This is a genomic window from Youhaiella tibetensis (assembly GCF_008000755.1).
Taxonomy (GTDB): domain Bacteria; phylum Pseudomonadota; class Alphaproteobacteria; order Rhizobiales; family Devosiaceae; genus Paradevosia; species Paradevosia tibetensis.
Map to the genome: position 1 here is coordinate 2,770,829 of NZ_CP041690.1, position 16,541 is coordinate 2,787,369.

Genomic DNA, 16,541 nt, shown 5'->3' on the forward strand with positions numbered 1-16,541 from the left:
AGCCCTTTCGACAGCAGGAACGTTCTATCCTGCCGTCGCTGGTTGGTCCCAACATCCCCTCATGCTCGAAAACGAAGTCGACAGCAGGGGCCCAGGCATCGCCACCGCCTTCCGACAGCCGGGGGCGGCCCATCTCTCCGTCCGCGCGCTCGAGCGTTCATCGCTCACGGTCACCGAAATCAGGGTCAACCGGAATGGGTTCGGCTGGACCGATCCCATTCCCCACGCCGACGCCGCCATGCTTGCGGTGCAGCTCCGCGCCATCCCGTTCCACGAGGCCATGGGCGAGGGCAAGATTGTGCCCGTCTACGACATCCTGCCAAACGACACCCTCTTTTACGACATGCGCAACGATCCGCGCGCCAATGTCCCCACCAGGTCCCACTCGCTGCATTTCGTCTTCCCCCGAAGCACGCTCGAGGAAATAGCCGGTGCGGTCGAGGCGCGTCGCGCGGCCGGATCCTTCCCCGCAACGGGCGCCAAAATCCGCGACAGGCACCTCGCGCGCCTGGCCCGTGCCGTCCTGCCGGCGCTGCGGGCTCCTGACGCAGCCAATGGCCTTTTCGTCAGTCACCTCGGCTTCGCCCTCGGAATCTACGCCTGCTGGCGATATGCTGGCCTCGTTCCGCGCGAACAACCGGAGGGACGCTTGTGCAGCCTGCGGACCAGACTCGCCACTGAATACGTTGCGGGCAACCTCAATGGCGGCGTCGAGCTCGGCGAGCTCGCAGCCCTCTGCGGCATGCCGCTGCGCCGCTTCGTCCGCGCCTTTCGCGAGACAACCGGCATGGCGCCCTATCAATGGCTGATGATGCGGCGGCTCGATCTGGCCAAATCCGAGCTCCGACGAAAGGGTGCCGTGGCTGACCTGGCCATCCAATGCGGATTCTCCAGCGAAGCGCATTTCACGACGACCTTCACCCGCGCTACCGGCCTTACGCCCTCCCAATGGCGCGAAATGTTGTCCTAGCCCGCGGTGGAGCCATGGCGACCGAGACCGACAACCTCCAGACCGCCTACCCGCGAAACAGCGGTTTCGAAAAATGGTTTCGCATGCCCGATGCAGCCCAGCTTTCGGTCAAGGGTATCAACAAGTCGAGCCTGGCGGTCACCGAAATCCGCTACGACAGGCCCGACTACGGCATGACCGACCCAGTTATCCGGCAGGATGGTTTCACGATCGGCCTGCAATTAAGGCCCTACGACTTTCATGAGCTCTGGTACGACGGCAAGGCGATCCCGGTGCATGGGGTGCGCCCCGGCGATACGCTGCTTTTCGATTTGCGCACAGTCCAGGCGGCCCGGCTGACCGTACCCTTTCACTCGCTGCAGTTCTTTCTATCGCGCGGCCTGCTCAATGAACTGGCAGACGACCTGGGCAGTCCACCCATCGATGAAATCCATTGCCGCAAGGCCACCCCGGTCACCGATCCGGTGATCGCGCGCCTTGGAGCCGCGGTACGCCCGGCGCTCATGGCGCCCGATCAGGCCAACGACCTTTTCGCCAGCCACCTGATGCTGGCCTTGTCGATCTACGTCTGCGCCACTTATGGCGATCTCAGGACGCCACGCGACCTGCCCGGCGGCCTGAGCGCCTGGCAGGAGCGCGCTGCCAAGGAGTTGATCGAAGCCCATATCGACGGCAGCCTTGCACTGGCACGGGTAGCGGCGGTCTGTGGTCTCTCGACGAGTCATTTCGCCCACGCGTTCAAGGCCTCCATAGGCGTCGCTCCGCACCGCTGGCTCCTCCAGCGCCGTGTCGAACGCGCCAAAGCCCTCCTGGCGGGCCGGGAATCCCTCACCGACATCGCCCTTGCCTGCGGCTTTGCCGACCAGAGCCACCTCACCCGCGTTTTCCGCCGCGCCACCGGATTCTCCCCCGGCGCCTGGCGCCAGCAACTGCACTAGCGGCAGCACGTTCGTCCAACACCTCCAGCACGTTCGTTCAATCGGCAACCCCGGCACCTGCGCTTTCATGGTCAGGTCGCCGGGCAGACGGAGCCTTCCGCTCTCGCCCCGGCCATCAACCGGAGAAACGAACATGATCAATCTCTCGCCTTTGCTCGTTGGAGCTGCCCTCTCCATCATGGCCATCGCCGCCGCTCCCGCCGCTGCGGCGCAGCCGCCCAAGACGGTCGTGCTCGTCCACGGCGCCTTCGCCGACGGGTCGAGCTGGAGCCGCGTCATTCCCCTGCTCGAGGCAAAGGGCCTGCGCGTGGTCGCGGTGCAGAACCCGCTCAGCTCGCTCGCAGCCGATGCCGACGCGACCAAGCGCGCCATCGACATGGCGCCTGGCCCGGTCATCCTGGTCGGCCATTCCTGGGGTGGCGTCGTCATCACGCAAGCCGGGGTGGACGACAAGGTCAAGGCGCTCGTCTACGTCGCGGCGTTCGCCCTACCCAAGGGCATGTCGGTGAACAGCGCCAGCGCCGGCGCACCGCCTCAGCCCTGGCTCAAGGAACTCCAACCGGACAGCGCCGGCTATGTGCGCCTGTCTGACGACGCTGTCGGCAAATTCTTCGCACAGGACCTCAGCCCCGAGGAAATCGCCGTCGTCGCGGCTACCCAGGGCCCCACCTTCGGCGGCGCCTTCGACGACAAGCTTTCCGAGGCCGCCTACGAAACCAAACCGAGCTGGTTCGTTGTGGCCAAGCAGGACGGCATGATCCCCCCGCCGGTCGAAGAGGCCATGGCCGCCGCCATCAAGGCCAAGGTGACCGAGATCGACGGGAGCCATGTCGTTATGCTGTCCCAGCCACAGGCCGTTGCCGACGTCATCATCGCTGCCGCCGATTCCGTCAAATGACAGTCGCAGGCCGGCGTGGATCCGCACGCCGGCCGGAAGGAGCCCAAAATGGACAAGACGATCATGGATATCCCCGCCTCTATGCTGGCCGCCCGCGTCGCGCAATACGGCCCCGTGGACGCCATTTCCCTTGACCGCATCCCCGTGCCGGAACCCGGCCCCGGAGAAGTCCTGATAAAGGTTTCGGCCGCTGGCGTCGGTCCCTGGGATGCTTGGATAAGGGCAGGCAAGAGCGCCCTGCCCCAACCCTTGCCGCTGACGCTTGGCGCCGATCTGTCGGGGGAGGTCGTTCGGGTCGGCGAGGGAAGCTCATCCCCGGCGGCCGGAGACTTGGTGTTCGGAGTGACCAATCCACGCTTCGTGGGCGCACAGGCCGAGTACGCCGTCTGCCAAAGCCGATCGGTTCAACGCAAACCCGCAGGGCTTGGCCACATCGAGGCGGCAGCGATACCCGTTGTTGCCGTCACGGCCTGGAGCATGGTCTTTGACTACGGCGCGATCCAACTCGGCCAGCGCGTCCTCGTACATGGCGCGGCCGGCAATGTGGGAGCCTATGCGGTCCAGATGGCCAAGGCCGCCGGGGCCCAAGTCGTCGCAACCTGCTTTTCTGCCGATGTGGCGCGCGTGGAAGCTCTCGGTGCCGATGACGTCATCGACGTGTCGGTCGAGCCGTTCGCGGGTCGCGTCAAATATGCCGATGTCGTGCTCGACACGGTCGGCGGCGTGACCCAGACGGCCTCCTTCGACATCCTCGTTCCCGGTGGGCGGCTTGTCAGTTCCGTCTCCCCGCCCGACCAGGCTCTGGCAGCCGAGCACAGGGTCAAGGCCGATTTCTTTCTCGTCGATGTGACGGCCGAACGTCTCGCGCATGTCGCCGGCCTTGTGGAAACGCGAAAACTCCACGTCGCGATCGGCGAGATCCTGCCACTGCGCTCGGTTAGGCGTGCCCATGAAATGCTGGCCGGCGCTCCGCATCGGCCAGGCAAGATCGTACTCGAGGTCGGAACTGAAACGACGGATTGAAGCTACGGTACGTCACCGCGATCCATCACCAGTCGTTCAACGATTTTCAGGAAAGGGCGGGTTGGTGGAGGGGACTGGATTCGAACCAGTGTACGCTAAGCGGTCAGATTTACAGTCTGATGGATTTAACCACTCTCCCACCCCTCCACAGCCAGCTATGCGCTGTGAACGCCGTAAGTGATCAGGACGGTGGGCTGTCCGAACCACGGGGCGGTTTATGCTGATCGGGTCCGCGCCTGTCAACACCCATTCTTCCGTTTCTACCAATCCGCTCACAGCCATGGCGCGCTCGCCCTTGCTGGCCGAGGCCAAAGGCGGTAGGCAGCACCATGAGCATCAACAAGTTTCCGCCCAAGCCCCGCCACGACCCCAATGACGGGCCCGTCTATCTTTATGGCCTGCACACCGTGCGGGCGGCGCTGGACAACCCGCGCCGCAGCAAGCGCCAGCTTCTGGCAACGCCCAACGGCTTGATGCGCCTCAAGGAAAGCGGCGAGATCGGCAAGGTCTCCGTCAAGGAGACCACGCCCAAGGAACTCGACCGGCTGCTGGGCGGGGAAGCGGTACACCAGGGCGTCGCGCTCGAGGTCGACCCGGTCAACCGTTTCGGACTGGACGACATCGATCCGCTGACCCTGGTCGTGGTGCTCGACCAGGTGACCGATCCCCACAATGTCGGGGCGATCCTGCGCACAGCCTGTGCCTTCGGCGCCGATGCAGTGATCACGACGGCCCGCTACGCCCCGCGCGAGACTGGTGTCATGGCCAAATCCGCCTCGGGCGCGCTCGATCTCGTGCCGCTGATCGAAGTCCGCAACCTGGGTGACGCGCTCGAAAAGCTCAAGCAGCGCGGGCTCTTAGTGCTCGGCTTTGATTCGGAAGCCGAAGCGCCGCTCAAGCCGCGCACCGACAATCGCCCGATGGCCATCGTGGTGGGATCTGAGGGCAAGGGTCTGCGCGAAAAGACCCGTGGGCTCTGCGACGAGATGGTGCGCCTCGAAATGCCCGGGCCGATCAAGTCGCTCAATGTTTCCAACGCCACCGCCATCGCGCTGTTCGCAGCAACGGCCGCGCGCTAGCCCCCGCTCATTGGGTGCTGGCCGTCACCAGGTCTTCGCCGAACGGCCCCGGATCGCGCGACACCAGTTGCACGACCTTGTAGCCTCTGTCGGCAAGCGCCTGCAGGAACTCGGGCAATAACGCAGCGGTCACCGGGTGGATGTCGTGGAAGAGGATGATGCCGCTGCCACGCTTGTCGAGACGCGCCAGCGTCCGGTCGATGACCTCCTGCGGCGAGGACTTGAGGTAGTCCTGCGAATCCACCTGCACGCCGAGGACGATCAGGTTCTGCTCGCCCAGGCTCGCGCGCACCAGGCCGGTTTCGGCCAGGTAGGGAAAGCGGAAGAATGGTGAAAGCGCCCCGCCCGAGCCCTTGAGGGCCCGCGCCACAGCCGCCTCGCCCTTGTAGACATCGGCCATCGCCTCCTCCTGGGAGGCCTTGGCGAGGTTGAGATGCCCATAGGTGTGGCTGCCGATCGAATGCCCATGATCGGCGACGCTCCGCGCCACGGCGGGATAGCTGTCGGCCATCTTGCCGACCATCAGGAACGTCGCCTTGACGTTGAAGGCGTCCAGCGTGCCCAGGATCGACTCCGTGCTGCCCTTGCGCGGCCCGTCGTCGAAGGTGAGGATCACCTCCCCCGGACGGAGCTGGATTTCGGCCGCCGAGGATACCACCAGCCTGCGCCCGGCGAGCGTCCCGCGCGGCACATGCCGCGGCGTCACTTCGGGCAAGGCCACGTAACTCCGTGCCATCGCCGGGGTGGCGGTAACAGGCGCAGCCAGTTCGGTTTCCTTGGGCGGGCGCGCGCAGCCTGCCATCGCAAGGGCAACGAGCGGAACAAGGACGGCAAAACGCAGGCTCGACACGGGAGAAACACCTAAGGCATGAGACTGCCTGGAGTGTTACCCAGCATGGTTAATAAACGGTGCCACGCGGCCTACCGACTTTGATTCGGCTACGCTTTTTGCGCGGCCTCACAACGGCGCCGTTAACCCTGGGCCTGCCGCGCCGCGCGCTGGGCAACCCTGTCCAGCGCCACGAGAAACGCCGATCGGTCCTTGGCGGAAAAGCCGGGATTGTAGCCCTTGATCTCCCCGGTCTCGCGCAGGTGCTGCTTGAGGTCGCGCATGGCCAGCGCCATGCCCATCGACTGCGGCGTGTATTCTCGCCCGGTCGGCCCGAGCACGTGGGCGCCGGCGGTCACCGCCCGGCTTGCCAGCGGCACATCAGCGGTGATGACGAGATCGTTGGGCTGGCAATGCTCGATGATCCAGTCATCGGCCACGTCGGCCCCCTGCGGCACCACGACGGTGCGCACCATGGGATCGCGCGATGGCCGGATGCCGCCATTGGAGACGAACACCACCACCAGCCCGTAGCGCTCCCCTACCCGCTTGACCTCTTCCTTGACCGGAGAGGCATCGGCATCGACGTAGATGGTTGGCAGTTCCGTCATCTCACGAGCCCAGATTGACCACGAGATTGACCGTCGCGGCGATGATCAGGGTATTGAAGAAGAACGAGAAGATGCCGTGCAACGCGACCAGCCTTTGCATGTGGACCGAAGTGATCGCCACGTCGGCGACCTGTGCCGTCATGCCGATCACGAAGGAAAAGTAAAGGAAGCTGGTGCCGCCCGGCTCCTTTCCGGTGGGGAAATCCAGCCCGCCGACCACCGCGTCCGCATCGTCATTGTCGGATTTGGCCTGGGGTACCGCGTAAAATTCGTAGGCATAGTGATGGGCAGCCATCGCATGAACCATGAACCAGCCGAGAATGACCGCCAGCACCGCACCGGTCAGACGGAACACGTCGTTTGCACCACCTGAATTGATCAGCTGGAACAACGAAAACACCGCCGTCCCGACCACCACCAGCGTGGCGCCGAAGATCAGCATCACCGGAGCGTCGGATTCTGCCGCATGCAGCTTGAGGAATTTGGGGGACATGCCGGGAAAGTTTCGTAGCGCCATCACCAGGTAGACGATGAAGAACGCGATGCTGCCCACCGTGATCGCCTGGGCAGAGACGAAAATGGCCGACAGCGCGAAGGCCGCGAGGCCGACGACCACCGCCAGGTAGAACGACCGGTAGCGCTTGTGGCGCTTATGGGACCTGCTCTCGCTCATGGCCGCTCCTCGTGCCGCCCTCGAACGATAGCGCCTTATCGCACAACAAGAAACCGAAGCGGCGGTTCCCCGGTCGCCCCTCAGGCCTTGAGCGCCCCCGGGCCCGGGATCGCCCCCGCCGGCACCTTGCCCATGATGATCATGCCGAGCACTTCGTCCTTAGTGACGTCCGCCGTATTGGCCGTCCCCACCACCTTGCCGTTCTTCATCACGCAGATGCGGTCCGCCAGGTCGAAGACGTCATGGATGTCGTGGCTGATGAGGAAGATCCCGATGCCCTCGGACTTGAGCTGTTTGATGAGATCGCCGACCTGTGCCGTCTCTTGGGGCCCAAGTGCCGCCGTCGGCTCGTCCATGATCAGGATGCGGGCATTGAAGAGGATGGCGCGTGCAATCGCCACCGATTGCCGCTGCCCGCCCGAAAGCGCCTTCACCGGCTCCTTGAAGCGGCGGAAATTGGGGTTGAGGCGGCCCATGACCTCGCGCGCCTTGGCCTCCATCGCCACGTCATCGAGCGTGCCGACGGCCGTGGTCAATTCGCGCCCGAGGAAGAGGTTAGCTGCCGCATCGACGTTATCGGCCACCGCCAGGGTCTGGTAGATCGTCTCGATGCCGTAGCCTTTGGCGTCGCGCGGATTGTTGATCGTGGCTTCCTTGCCGTCGATCCGGATGATGCCGCTGTCGCGCTTGTAGGCGCCCGAGAGGATCTTGATCAGGGTCGACTTGCCGGCGCCGTTGTGGCCGAGCAGCCCAACCACTTCCCCCGGATAGAGTTCGAGCGAGGCATTCTCCACCGCGTGCAGGCCGCCGAAGGAGATGTTGATGTCCTCCAGTTCGACGAGCGGCGTCTTCTTGTCCAGCATAACCGGTACCCCTAGTTGGACTTGCGGCGGTAGAGCGTGTCCAGCCACACCGCGAGAACGAGGACGATGCCCACCACGATCGATTGCAGCGGGCTGTCGATGCCCAACAGCACCATGCCAGACTGCAGCGACTGCATGACCAGCGCGCCGATCATGGCGCCCACGATGGTGCCCACCCCGCCGGCCAGCGACGTGCCGCCGATGACCGCGGCAGCGATCACGTAGAGTTCGTCGAACGTCCCCAGCGCGTTGGTCGCGGCGTTGAGGCGCGCCGAGGAAATGGCGGCGCCTATGGCGCAGAGCGCCCCCATGAGGATGAAAATCTTGACCGTGACCCAGCGGGTATTGATGCCTGCCAGCTCCGCCGCCTCGGGATTGCCGCCCATGGCGAAGACGTAGCGCCCGAAGCGGGTGCGCGTGGCGATGAACGTCATCACGATGCCCACACCCAGTGCGATCAGCACCGGAATGGCGATGCCGTGGGAAATGAAGAGCCCGCCCTCGGGCACGGTCAGGTTATTGGCGGCAGCGTAGTTCGCCGCAATGCGCGAGGGCCAGGGATAGGCATTGGCGACCGCAACGGCGGCCAGCGCCACGCCGCACCCGAGCACGCCCAGCACGACCTCGGCCCAGATCGGACGTTGCGGGAAATTGAAGCGATGGCGCTGCCTTCGCCCCACATAGAGGCTGATGACGATGCCCACGCAGATGATGATGCCCACGATCCAGCTCGCCCAGAAGCCGATGGAACCGGCAGGCCCGCCGCCCATGAGCTGGAAGGTCTGGTCGAGCGGCGCGACGGTTCGGCCCGAGGTGACCCACCAGGCCGCACCGCGCCAGATGAGATAGCCGCCCAGCGTCACGATGAACGCCGGCACGCGCAGGTAAGCGATGATGATGCCTTGCAGCGCCCCGATGCCCATGCCGACCACGAGGCCGAACGAAAGCGTCAGGATCCAGATGGCGGGATGGCCGAGCCCCAGGTAGCGCGGCAGGATATCCACCTGCATCACGCCCATGAGCATGCCCACCACGCCCAGGATCGAGCCGACCGAAAGGTCGATATTGCGCGTCACGATGACCAGCACCATGCCCGTCGCCATGATGGAAACGGAGGCGGTCTGCACCGACAGGTTCCACAGGTTGCGCGGCGTCAGGAACACGCCCCCCGACAGGAAATGGAACCCCAGCCAGATCAGCAGCAGCGCGCCGATCATGCCCAGAAGTCTCGTATCGAGTTCGGTTGCGGTCAGAAATTTCTGGATTGGCCCCATGCCCGCGCTCGAAACGCGCTGGCTTGCCGGTGCGGCATGCTGATCGACCATCTCACTCCCCTGCGTGCTGACCTGTTGAGAGGCGCGGTGCCGCAACCATGGCCGCGGCACCGCCCTCCCGGTCAGCTTATTATCCGGCAGATCAGTTGCAGGCAGCAACCTTGCCCGCAGGCACGCCCTGGCACACCACATCCTTGGTCACCCAACCGGCGTCGATGACGACGTTGAGGTTGTCCTTGGTGATGGCGACGGGAGCGAGGAACACCGCGTTCATCTCGACGCCCTTCGGGCCGCCCGAGAACTTGGTGGCGCCTTCGACCTTGTCGAGGGCCGTGCCCTTGGCGAGTTCGAGAGCGATCTCGGCGGCCTTCTTGCCCAGCTCGCGCGCGTCCTTCCAGACCGAGACGGTCTGCGTGCCGAGCGCGATGCGGTTGAGCGCGGCGTGGTCGCCGTCCTGGCCGGAAACCGGCACGGACCCGGCCAGACCCTGGGCCGCCAGCGCGGCAATGGCGCCGCCGGCGGTGCCGTCATTGGAGGCGACGACCGCGTCGACCTTGTTGTCGTTGGCCGTCAGGAACTGCTCCATGTTCTTCTGGGCATTTTCCGGCAGCCAGCCATCGGTATAGGCCTCGCCGACATTCTTGATGTCGCCCTTGTCGATGGCGTCCTTGAGCACTTCCATCTGGCCGGCGAACAGGAAGTCGGCATTCGGATCGGCGCTCGAGCCCTTGATGAAGACGTAGTTGCCCTTGGGCGCCACGTCATAGACGGCCTTGGCCTGCAGGCGCCCCACTTCCTTGTTGTCGAAGGTGAGGTAGAAGGCTTGCGGGTTCTCGATCAGTCGGTCGTACCCGACCACCGGCACGCCCTCGGAAACCGCGGCCTGGATGGCCGGCCCGATGGCGTCCGAATCCTGGGCCAGCACGATGAGCGCATTGGCGCCCTGCGAGATCAGGCTCTCGATATCGGTAAGCTGCTTGGTCGGCGACGACTGGGCGTCGGCCGAGATGTACTTGGCCCCGGCTGCCTCGAGCGCCGACTTGATGGCCGCTTCGTCGGTCTTCCAGCGCTCTTCCTGGAAATTGGACCACGACACGCCCACGACCATCTCCTGCGCGAACGCGATGCTGGCCGTGCTGATCAAAACGGTCGTCGACAGCGCGACCGCCAGAAACTTCTTCATGATGTCCTCCCATCGGCGGCTCAGGCCGCCACCCAAACGCACCAGCGCCACCCTCCTCAGGCGCGGCATCTGGCCGAAAGAGCATTTCTTTCAATGCTCGAAAAAATGATTGCCATGCCACGGACTTGGGAGTCAACATCAATTTCGATACCCGAAATAAATCATTGGTGCGGTATCGACGGGCGGGAAACCGCTGGGAGGAACGGCGTTTGGCGCGCCATGTGAGCGACAGCGATACGGTGCGGCGGCAAAACCGCGGCCTCGTGCTGGAAGCCCTGCGGCTTTCCGGTCCGCTCTCGCGCACCCAGCTTGCGGCCGAAACCGGCTTGAGCCACGCCACGATCACCGCCATCACCCAGGACATGGTGGCGCAGAACCTGCTGCGCGACCTGCCTGCCGAGCGCCCTGAAGGCAAGAGTCGTGGCCGCCCCGCGGTCGATATCGGTTTCAACCGCGCCGCCGCCTACGTGGCCCTGGTCGAGGTCGACGTGAACCGAACCCGCCTATCCCTTGTCGACTATGGCGGCACGCTGGTGGACCGGGTGGAATTCGCCAACGACGCGGCAACCTTCCGGGACACCCCTGCCCCCGATCACCTGGCCGCGCGTATCGAGCAATTGCGCGCCCGCAATCCGCAGGAGGCACCGCGCCTGCGCCGCATTGCCATTTCGCTCCAGGGCATTCTCGATCGCGATGGCGCCAGCCTCAAATGGTCGCCGGTCGCCCACCTGGCTGGCCACGACATCGCCGGGGCGCTTTCGGCGCGCTTTGCGATGCCTGTCTCGCTCTATAAGCGCGGGCGCCTTCTGGCCGAGGGCACGCGCTGGCTCGATCCGGACCTGCGCGACGCGGGCGTTGCCACCGTCTTCGTCGGCTCGACCGTCGCCATGGGCATCACCTTCAGTGGCGAAGTGACGGGCCGCGACCATGAGGGCGCCACCGAATTCGGCCACATGAACCACATCCCCGACGGAGCCCTTTGCCGATGCGGCATGCGCGGATGCGTCGAGGCCTACGCCGCCGACTACGGCATCCTGCGCGCCGCCTACTCGGTGCCCGACCATCACGCGCCCGCCGCCACGGTTCCCCCGGCACAGTACGAGGGCCTGATCGACCGCGCGCACCAGGGCGACAGGGCCGTGACGCATGCCTTCAACCTCGCCGGCCGCGCCATTGGCTTCGGCCTGAACCGCCTGATGGCGGTGTTCGACCCGGCCCATATCGTGATCGTGGGCCCGGGCGCACGCGCCTTTCCGTTCATGCGAGCCGAAATAGAGGCTGCCCTCTCCGCCTCCCTCGTCTGCCGCGTCAACGGCATGCCGCAGATGCAGACGCATCTGGACGAAAGTGAGCCGATCTTTCGTGGGCTGACCATGAAGGCCCTCCACGAGGTGGATCAGGGGGAGTTCGCCCTGCTCGCCGCCTCCGAGTCCCTGTAGGCCCGATACCAGGCCACGAATTCTCCGACCGTTTGCTCCAGCGGCGTTTGCGGCACGAAGCCCGTCAGCGCCTCGAGCAGGCGATTATCGGCATAGGTCTCCACCGCATCGCCTGGTTGCATGGGCAACATGGTCTTGAGCGCCGACCGGCCCACGGCACGCTCGATCGTCTCGATCAGCGCCATCAACTCCACCGACCGGCCGCCCGCGATATTGACCACGCGCCAGGGCGCCACCGGCGAGATGGAGTCGAACGGCCCCACGATCTCCCCCGCTTTCGGCGCCACCCCGGCGAGCCGCACGATCGCCTCCACCAGGTCGCCGACATCGGTCGCGTCCCGCCGCATGCGGCCTTCGCCATAAACCTCGATCGGCCGCCCCGCCTCGATGGCATCCACGAACTTGTAGAGCGCCATGTCCGGCCGTCCCCATGGGCCGTAGACGGTGAAGAACCGGAAGCAGGTGGTCGGCATGCCGTTCAGATGCGCCGCCGAATGGGCCATCGCCTCGGTCGCCCGCTTGCTCGCCGCGTAGAGCGACACGGGAAAATCAGTGCGATCCGTCTCGGCGAACGGCAGTTTCGCGTTGCCGCCATAGACGGAACTGGACGAAGCCACCAGCACATGGCGCGGCCGCGCCGGCCGCACGGCATCGAGCAGGTTGAACGTCCCGACAAGATTGGAACTGAGATAGCTCTGCGGGTTTTCGAGGCTGTAGCGCACCCCCGCCTGTGCCGCCAGATGCACCACTACCTCCGGCCGCGCCGCCGCCACCGCCGTATCGAGCGCGGCGCGATCCTCAAGCATCGCCTCGGTGAAAACGTATCCGGCATGCCCCAGAAGCTCGCCATTGCGCGCCGCCTTGAGGCGCACGTCGTAGTAAGGCGTCAGCCCATCGAACCCGAAGACCTCATGCCCATCCTCAAGCAGCCGCCGCGCCAGGTGAAATCCGATGAAGCCGGCCGTACCGGTAATGAAAAAACGCAACGCCTGGCTCCCCGGCCCCAACCCGCGCGAAGTTAGCGCGCCACCCACCGGCCCGTCCACAACAGGGGACCGAACCACGCCAATCTATGGTTGCAAAACACCCCTGCCGTCGGTACTTACCGCTTCGGGCCGGTATAGCTCAGTTGGTAGAGCACCTGATTTGTAATCAGGGGGTCGCGGGTTCGAACCCTGCTGCCGGCACCATCAAATCCCGACAGTCGCTGCCCATTTGCCCGCCCCATGCTCGAGGCGCGCCGGCTACTCCATCGCGCGGTCGAGACCGATTTCCCCATCCTGGACAAGGTGTTTCTCGGCCACCTCGCCGGCCCGGGTGGCGCTGACGATGCCGTAGCCGAGCACGACGATGGCGAGGCCGATCATCATGCCGCCGAACATCGGGTTGCCGCCTTCGATGAGGAAATAGAGGCCGAAGATAACGGTGGCCAGGTGCGCCGCGAACCACCGCGCCAGGTGCATCACGGTGGCATAGGTGCGCACGCTTTCCCGGTAGGCTTTGTCCTGTCCGACCTGGATCGCTTCGAGATCTGCTGACATCATTTGCCGTCTCCTTTGAGGTTAGGCTGGCTGTGTCGCCCTCTCTGATCGACCCTCAAGGACAACCTTGGTCGGCGCGCGGTGGTTCCAATCCTGCCCGCATCATCAAACTCTTAACGCTGCCGATTCACCGCAACGAAACCGCTCTTGCCTAGCCTGAGCGCCACAAATGCCGTGGGGAGCATCAATGGCCGCGCCTGCCCTTGCCATTTCCGGACTGTCCAAGTCCTTCGATCGGCCGGTCGTGGCCGACTTCGGTCTCTCCGTGGCTGCCGGCGAGTTCTATGCGCTGCTGGGGCCGAACGGCGCGGGCAAGACCACGATCCTGCGCATGGTAGCCGGGCTCATGCGCCCCGATTCCGGCGACATTTCCATTTTCGGCGTCGACGCGCGGCGCGATCCCGTCGCGGCCAAGCGCATCACCGCCTGGGTCTCGGACGAGCCTATGGTCTATGACCGCCTGACCCCTCTCGAATATCTCGAATTCGTCGCCGGCCTCTGGCAGATCGAGGGGCCGCGCGCCGCCCGACGCGCCAACGACCTCATCGACTGGCTGGGGCTTCGTCCGCACGCCAACGCCCTTTGCGGCAGCTTTTCCAAGGGCATGCTCCAGAAGGTGGCGCTGGCCGGGGCGTTGGTCCACGACCCTCGCCTCATCATCCTCGACGAGCCGCTGACGGGACTCGACGCCGGCTCGGCCCGGCAGGTCAAGGATGTCCTGCTCGACAAGGTGAGCCAGGGCGTCACCGTCATCATGACCACGCACATACTCGAAGTTGCCGAGCGCATGGCCCAGAGGATCGGCGTCATCCGCGAAGGCCGCCTGATCGCCGAGGGCACCCTGGCCGAACTGCGGGCCCGCATCGGCAAGACCTCGAGCCTGGAAGATATCTTCCTGGACCTCGTTGGCCAGGACACGCAGGCGGCATGAGCGCCGCACCCAACACCCTCGCCTGGTTTGCCCGCCACGAATTGCGGCTGGCCTGGCGTGAATGGCTGGCGATGATGACTGGCGGGCGCCCCGTTCGGCGCGCCGGGGTCATCGCCTTCCTCCTCATCCTCGTTGCCGCGATGCACTGGCTCAGCTTCGTGCTGATCGCCCCCTGGGTCGCCAGCGGCGCCGTCCCGGACAAGCCGACGCTCGTCATGCTGACCGGCGCGGGCCTGCTCTTCTGGACGGTGATGCTCTCACAGGTGCTGGAGTCGATCACGCGGGTCTATTACGCCCGCTCCGACCTTGACCTGATCCTTTCCTCCCCAGCCTCCTCGCGTCGGCTCTTCGCCGTCCGGACCGCCGCCGTGGCGCTCACCAGCACGGCGCTTAGCGCCCTCCTGGCGAGCCCGCTGGTCAACGTCCTCATCGCACTCGATGGTCCGCGCTGGCTCGCCGCCTATGGGGTGGCCGCGGCGCTGGGAGGCCTGGCAACGGCAATCGCCCTTGGTGTCACGGTCGCGCTCTTCCGCACCGTGGGCCCCGGCCGGACCCGGTTCATCGCCCAGGTCGTCGCGGCTATCGTCGGCGCCGGCTTCGTCATCGGCGTGCAGGCTGTAGCCATCCTGCATTTCGGCAGCTTCTCGCGCTTCACCCTTTTCCAGTCCAGCGAAGTTATCGCCGCCGCTCCGGATGTGGATAGCCTCCTCTGGTGGCCCGCCCGCGCCGCCATGGGCGAACCGCTCCCGGCCCTTGCGGTCATTGCCACCGGGCTCGCAGCCCTTGTGGTCACGGTCGCGGCGACCTCGAGCAGCTATGGCTTTCACGCCATCTCCACGGCCGGCCTCCACCACGTCCGCCGTCAGGCCAAGCCCACGCGCCGCCCGTTCCGCGCCTGGTCCCAGCACCAGGCCTTGCGCCGCAAGGAATGGCTCCTGCTCCAACGCGACCCCTGGCTGCTGTCCCAGACACTGATGCAGATCCTCTACCTGGCCCCGCCGGCCCTGCTGCTCTGGCTCAACTTCGGCACCCATACGGGCGCCTTCGTCGTCGTGGTCCCGGTGCTGATCATGGCTGCCGGCCAACTGGCAGGCGGCCTCGCCTGGCTGGCGATTTCCGGCGAGGACGCCCACGATCTGGTCGCGACCGCCCCGGTGACGCCGCGGGCCGTCCTCCGGGCCAAGATCGAGGCGGTCCTGGTCGTCATCGCCGTCGTGCTGGCGCCGCTGATCGCATTGCTGGCGCTGTCCTCGCCTTTCGTGGCGCTCGTCACGGCGATCGGCGCGGTGCTGTCGGCAGGCTCCGCGACCGCCATCCAGCTCTGGTTCCGGGTCACCGCCAAGCGCTCCCTGTTCCGCCGCCGGCAAGTCGCCTCGCGCGCCGCCACGCTCAGCGAGGCGCTGGCTTCGATCATGTGGGCGGGCACGGGCGCGCTGGCTGTAGCCGGCCAATGGGTCGCCATCGCTATGGCCGTCATCGCCCTGCTGGTGCTGGCCGTCGCACGGCTTCTCAGCCCCGCACGCGCGGCCCACGCCTAGGCGCGCAGGATTTTCTCCATCGGCCTGCCCTTGGCCAGTTCGTCGATCAGCTTGTCCAGATAGCGGATCTCGCGCATCGTGGGCTCCTCGATGTTCTCCACCCGCACCCCGCAGATCGTTCCGGTGATTGCCGAGCGAGATGGGTTCATGCGCGGCGCCTGGGCGAAGAAGTCCTCGAAGGTCGTGTTGTTTTCGAGCTGACCGCCGAGCGATGCCGCATCGTACCCGGTCAGCCAGGCGATGATCTCATCGGCCTCCGCCTTGGAGCGTCCCTTCTTCTCGGCCTTGGCAACATAGAGCGGATAGACGCTCGCCACGCTCATCGAATAGATGCGGTGCTTTTCCATCGGGACCTCCTGTTACGAGCGGCGCGATCACAATCACGGAACGACCCTGCCCTTCACCGGTTGGTCAAGTCCATCCCAAAAGGAGGACCACACGATGGACCACACCAATCACATCCGCCTCAGCCCCACCGAATTCACCCCCACCATCCTGGAAGGCGCAACCATCTACGGCGCCGATGACGAGAAAGTGGGCAAGGTCGATCACATCCACGGCGGCAACGTCGGCGGCCTCGCCGTCATCGACGTAGGCGGCTTCCTTGGGATCGGCGCCAAGCCTGTCGCGGTGCCGCTCAACGAACTCGAGTTCATGCGCGACGAAGATGGCGACATCCACGCGATGACCTCCTGGACCAAGGAAGAGCTCAAGGCCATGCCCGAGCATCACGACTAGTCCGGGGCCTCCC

Annotated in this window: 18 protein-coding genes and 2 tRNA genes; 10 read left to right on the forward strand and 10 right to left on the reverse strand. The window is 65.5% G+C overall.

The features are described 5' to 3' along the window. Positions 1-61: 61 nt before the first annotated feature. From FNA67_RS13465 to FNA67_RS13480, 4 genes are all read left to right on the forward strand, one after another. Complete coding sequence (locus tag FNA67_RS13465) at positions 62-970, forward strand: helix-turn-helix transcriptional regulator (protein ID WP_147656346.1); 909 nt, start codon at positions 62-64, stop codon at positions 968-970. A 14-nt stretch (positions 971-984) separates the two neighbouring features. Beyond that, positions 985-1,908: a helix-turn-helix domain-containing protein gene (locus FNA67_RS13470; protein WP_049705650.1), complete on the forward strand. Its 924-nt coding sequence runs from the start codon at positions 985-987 to the stop codon at positions 1,906-1,908. Positions 1,909-2,041: 133 nt separating this feature from the next. Continuing rightward, positions 2,042-2,806 (forward strand): alpha/beta fold hydrolase, encoded by a 765-nt coding sequence (locus FNA67_RS13475; RefSeq protein ID WP_049705651.1) that lies wholly within the window; start codon positions 2,042-2,044, stop codon positions 2,804-2,806. 48 nt (positions 2,807-2,854) lie between these two features. Beyond that, on the forward strand, positions 2,855-3,829 hold the full coding sequence (locus tag FNA67_RS13480; RefSeq protein WP_244616352.1) for an NADP-dependent oxidoreductase: 975 nt from the start codon (positions 2,855-2,857) through the stop codon (positions 3,827-3,829). A gap of 62 nt (positions 3,830-3,891) precedes the next feature. Here the strand turns inward: FNA67_RS13480 and FNA67_RS13485 are convergent. After that, positions 3,892-3,976 (reverse strand) — tRNA-Tyr (locus tag FNA67_RS13485). 182 nt (positions 3,977-4,158) lie between these two features. Here FNA67_RS13485 and rlmB point away from each other — a divergent pair. After that, on the forward strand, positions 4,159-4,908 hold the full coding sequence (rlmB, locus tag FNA67_RS13490) for a 23S rRNA (guanosine(2251)-2'-O)-methyltransferase RlmB (protein ID WP_049705652.1): 750 nt from the start codon (positions 4,159-4,161) through the stop codon (positions 4,906-4,908). 7 nt (positions 4,909-4,915) lie between these two features. Here the strand turns inward: rlmB and FNA67_RS13495 are convergent, their stop codons facing one another. From FNA67_RS13495 to xylF, 6 genes are all read right to left on the reverse strand, one after another. After that, positions 4,916-5,758 (reverse strand): polysaccharide deacetylase family protein, encoded by an 843-nt coding sequence (locus FNA67_RS13495; RefSeq protein ID WP_210246385.1) that lies wholly within the window; start codon positions 5,756-5,758, stop codon positions 4,916-4,918. Between the two features lie 122 nt (positions 5,759-5,880). Continuing rightward, positions 5,881-6,348 (reverse strand): YaiI/YqxD family protein, encoded by a 468-nt coding sequence (locus tag FNA67_RS13500; protein WP_147656347.1) that lies wholly within the window; start codon positions 6,346-6,348, stop codon positions 5,881-5,883. Between the two features lies 1 nt (position 6,349). Next, complete coding sequence (locus tag FNA67_RS13505; RefSeq protein ID WP_147656348.1) at positions 6,350-7,021, reverse strand: DUF1345 domain-containing protein; 672 nt, start codon at positions 7,019-7,021, stop codon at positions 6,350-6,352. 80 nt (positions 7,022-7,101) lie between these two features. Then, positions 7,102-7,884 (reverse strand): ATP-binding cassette domain-containing protein, encoded by a 783-nt coding sequence (locus tag FNA67_RS13510; protein WP_049705655.1) that lies wholly within the window; start codon positions 7,882-7,884, stop codon positions 7,102-7,104. 11 nt (positions 7,885-7,895) lie between these two features. Continuing rightward, positions 7,896-9,158, reverse strand: a complete 1,263-nt coding sequence (locus tag FNA67_RS13515; RefSeq protein WP_371874375.1) for a sugar ABC transporter permease — start codon at positions 9,156-9,158, stop codon at positions 7,896-7,898. 142 nt (positions 9,159-9,300) lie between these two features. Next, entirely contained in the window at positions 9,301-10,341 is a 1,041-nt protein-coding gene (gene xylF / locus FNA67_RS13520; RefSeq protein WP_049705657.1) for a D-xylose ABC transporter substrate-binding protein, read from the reverse strand. A gap of 221 nt (positions 10,342-10,562) precedes the next feature. Between xylF and FNA67_RS13525 the strand changes: the two genes are divergently transcribed. Next, positions 10,563-11,780, forward strand: a complete 1,218-nt coding sequence (locus tag FNA67_RS13525) for an ROK family transcriptional regulator (protein ID WP_147656349.1) — start codon at positions 10,563-10,565, stop codon at positions 11,778-11,780. Here the strand turns inward: FNA67_RS13525 and FNA67_RS13530 are convergent. Beyond that, positions 11,738-12,766: an NAD-dependent epimerase/dehydratase family protein gene (locus FNA67_RS13530; protein ID WP_147656350.1), complete on the reverse strand. Its 1,029-nt coding sequence runs from the start codon at positions 12,764-12,766 to the stop codon at positions 11,738-11,740. The genes FNA67_RS13525 and FNA67_RS13530 overlap by 43 nt on opposite strands. Before the next feature lie 128 nt (positions 12,767-12,894). On the opposite strand from FNA67_RS13530, the gene FNA67_RS13535 reads away from it, so the two are divergent. Next, positions 12,895-12,970, forward strand: a tRNA-Thr gene (locus tag FNA67_RS13535). Between the two features lie 54 nt (positions 12,971-13,024). On the opposite strand, the gene FNA67_RS13540 is transcribed toward FNA67_RS13535, so the two are convergent. Continuing rightward, positions 13,025-13,324, reverse strand: a complete 300-nt coding sequence (locus FNA67_RS13540) for a hypothetical protein (protein ID WP_049705660.1) — start codon at positions 13,322-13,324, stop codon at positions 13,025-13,027. A 166-nt stretch (positions 13,325-13,490) separates the two neighbouring features. On the opposite strand from FNA67_RS13540, the gene FNA67_RS13545 reads away from it, so the two are divergent. Both FNA67_RS13545 and FNA67_RS13550 read left to right on the forward strand, forming a co-directional pair. Then, on the forward strand, positions 13,491-14,252 hold the full coding sequence (locus tag FNA67_RS13545; RefSeq protein WP_371874351.1) for an ABC transporter ATP-binding protein: 762 nt from the start codon (positions 13,491-13,493) through the stop codon (positions 14,250-14,252). Further along, on the forward strand, positions 14,249-15,790 hold the full coding sequence (locus FNA67_RS13550) for a permease (RefSeq protein ID WP_147656352.1): 1,542 nt from the start codon (positions 14,249-14,251) through the stop codon (positions 15,788-15,790). Before FNA67_RS13545 ends, FNA67_RS13550 begins: the two co-directional genes overlap by 4 nt. On the opposite strand, the gene FNA67_RS13555 is transcribed toward FNA67_RS13550, so the two are convergent. Further along, complete coding sequence (locus tag FNA67_RS13555) at positions 15,787-16,137, reverse strand: DUF2200 domain-containing protein (RefSeq protein WP_147656353.1); 351 nt, start codon at positions 16,135-16,137, stop codon at positions 15,787-15,789. The genes FNA67_RS13550 and FNA67_RS13555 overlap by 4 nt on opposite strands. Positions 16,138-16,231: 94 nt before the next feature. On the opposite strand from FNA67_RS13555, the gene FNA67_RS13560 reads away from it, so the two are divergent. Continuing rightward, on the forward strand, positions 16,232-16,528 hold the full coding sequence (locus FNA67_RS13560; protein ID WP_147656354.1) for a PRC-barrel domain-containing protein: 297 nt from the start codon (positions 16,232-16,234) through the stop codon (positions 16,526-16,528). Positions 16,529-16,541: the final 13 nt, after the last annotated feature.

Coding starts and splice junctions, on each gene's coding strand:
- FNA67_RS13560 (WP_147656354.1), top strand. CDS start 16,232: ATGGACCACACCAATCACATCCGCCTCAGCCCCACCGAATTCACCCCC.
- FNA67_RS13475 (WP_049705651.1), top strand. CDS start 2,042: ATGATCAATCTCTCGCCTTTGCTCGTTGGAGCTGCCCTCTCCATCATG.
- FNA67_RS13540 (WP_049705660.1), bottom strand. CDS start 13,324: ATGATGTCAGCAGATCTCGAAGCGATCCAGGTCGGACAGGACAAAGCC.
- FNA67_RS13515 (WP_371874375.1), bottom strand. CDS start 9,158: ATGGGGCCAATCCAGAAATTTCTGACCGCAACCGAACTCGATACGAGA.
- FNA67_RS13550 (WP_147656352.1), top strand. CDS start 14,249: ATGAGCGCCGCACCCAACACCCTCGCCTGGTTTGCCCGCCACGAATTG.
- FNA67_RS13470 (WP_049705650.1), top strand. CDS start 985: ATGGCGACCGAGACCGACAACCTCCAGACCGCCTACCCGCGAAACAGC.
- FNA67_RS13555 (WP_147656353.1), bottom strand. CDS start 16,137: ATGGAAAAGCACCGCATCTATTCGATGAGCGTGGCGAGCGTCTATCCG.
- rlmB (WP_049705652.1), top strand. CDS start 4,159: ATGAGCATCAACAAGTTTCCGCCCAAGCCCCGCCACGACCCCAATGAC.
- FNA67_RS13465 (WP_147656346.1), top strand. CDS start 62: ATGCTCGAAAACGAAGTCGACAGCAGGGGCCCAGGCATCGCCACCGCC.
- FNA67_RS13510 (WP_049705655.1), bottom strand. CDS start 7,884: ATGCTGGACAAGAAGACGCCGCTCGTCGAACTGGAGGACATCAACATC.
- FNA67_RS13500 (WP_147656347.1), bottom strand. CDS start 6,348: ATGACGGAACTGCCAACCATCTACGTCGATGCCGATGCCTCTCCGGTC.
- FNA67_RS13505 (WP_147656348.1), bottom strand. CDS start 7,021: ATGAGCGAGAGCAGGTCCCATAAGCGCCACAAGCGCTACCGGTCGTTC.
- FNA67_RS13480 (WP_244616352.1), top strand. CDS start 2,855: ATGGACAAGACGATCATGGATATCCCCGCCTCTATGCTGGCCGCCCGC.
- FNA67_RS13545 (WP_371874351.1), top strand. CDS start 13,491: ATGCCGTGGGGAGCATCAATGGCCGCGCCTGCCCTTGCCATTTCCGGA.
- xylF (WP_049705657.1), bottom strand. CDS start 10,341: ATGAAGAAGTTTCTGGCGGTCGCGCTGTCGACGACCGTTTTGATCAGC.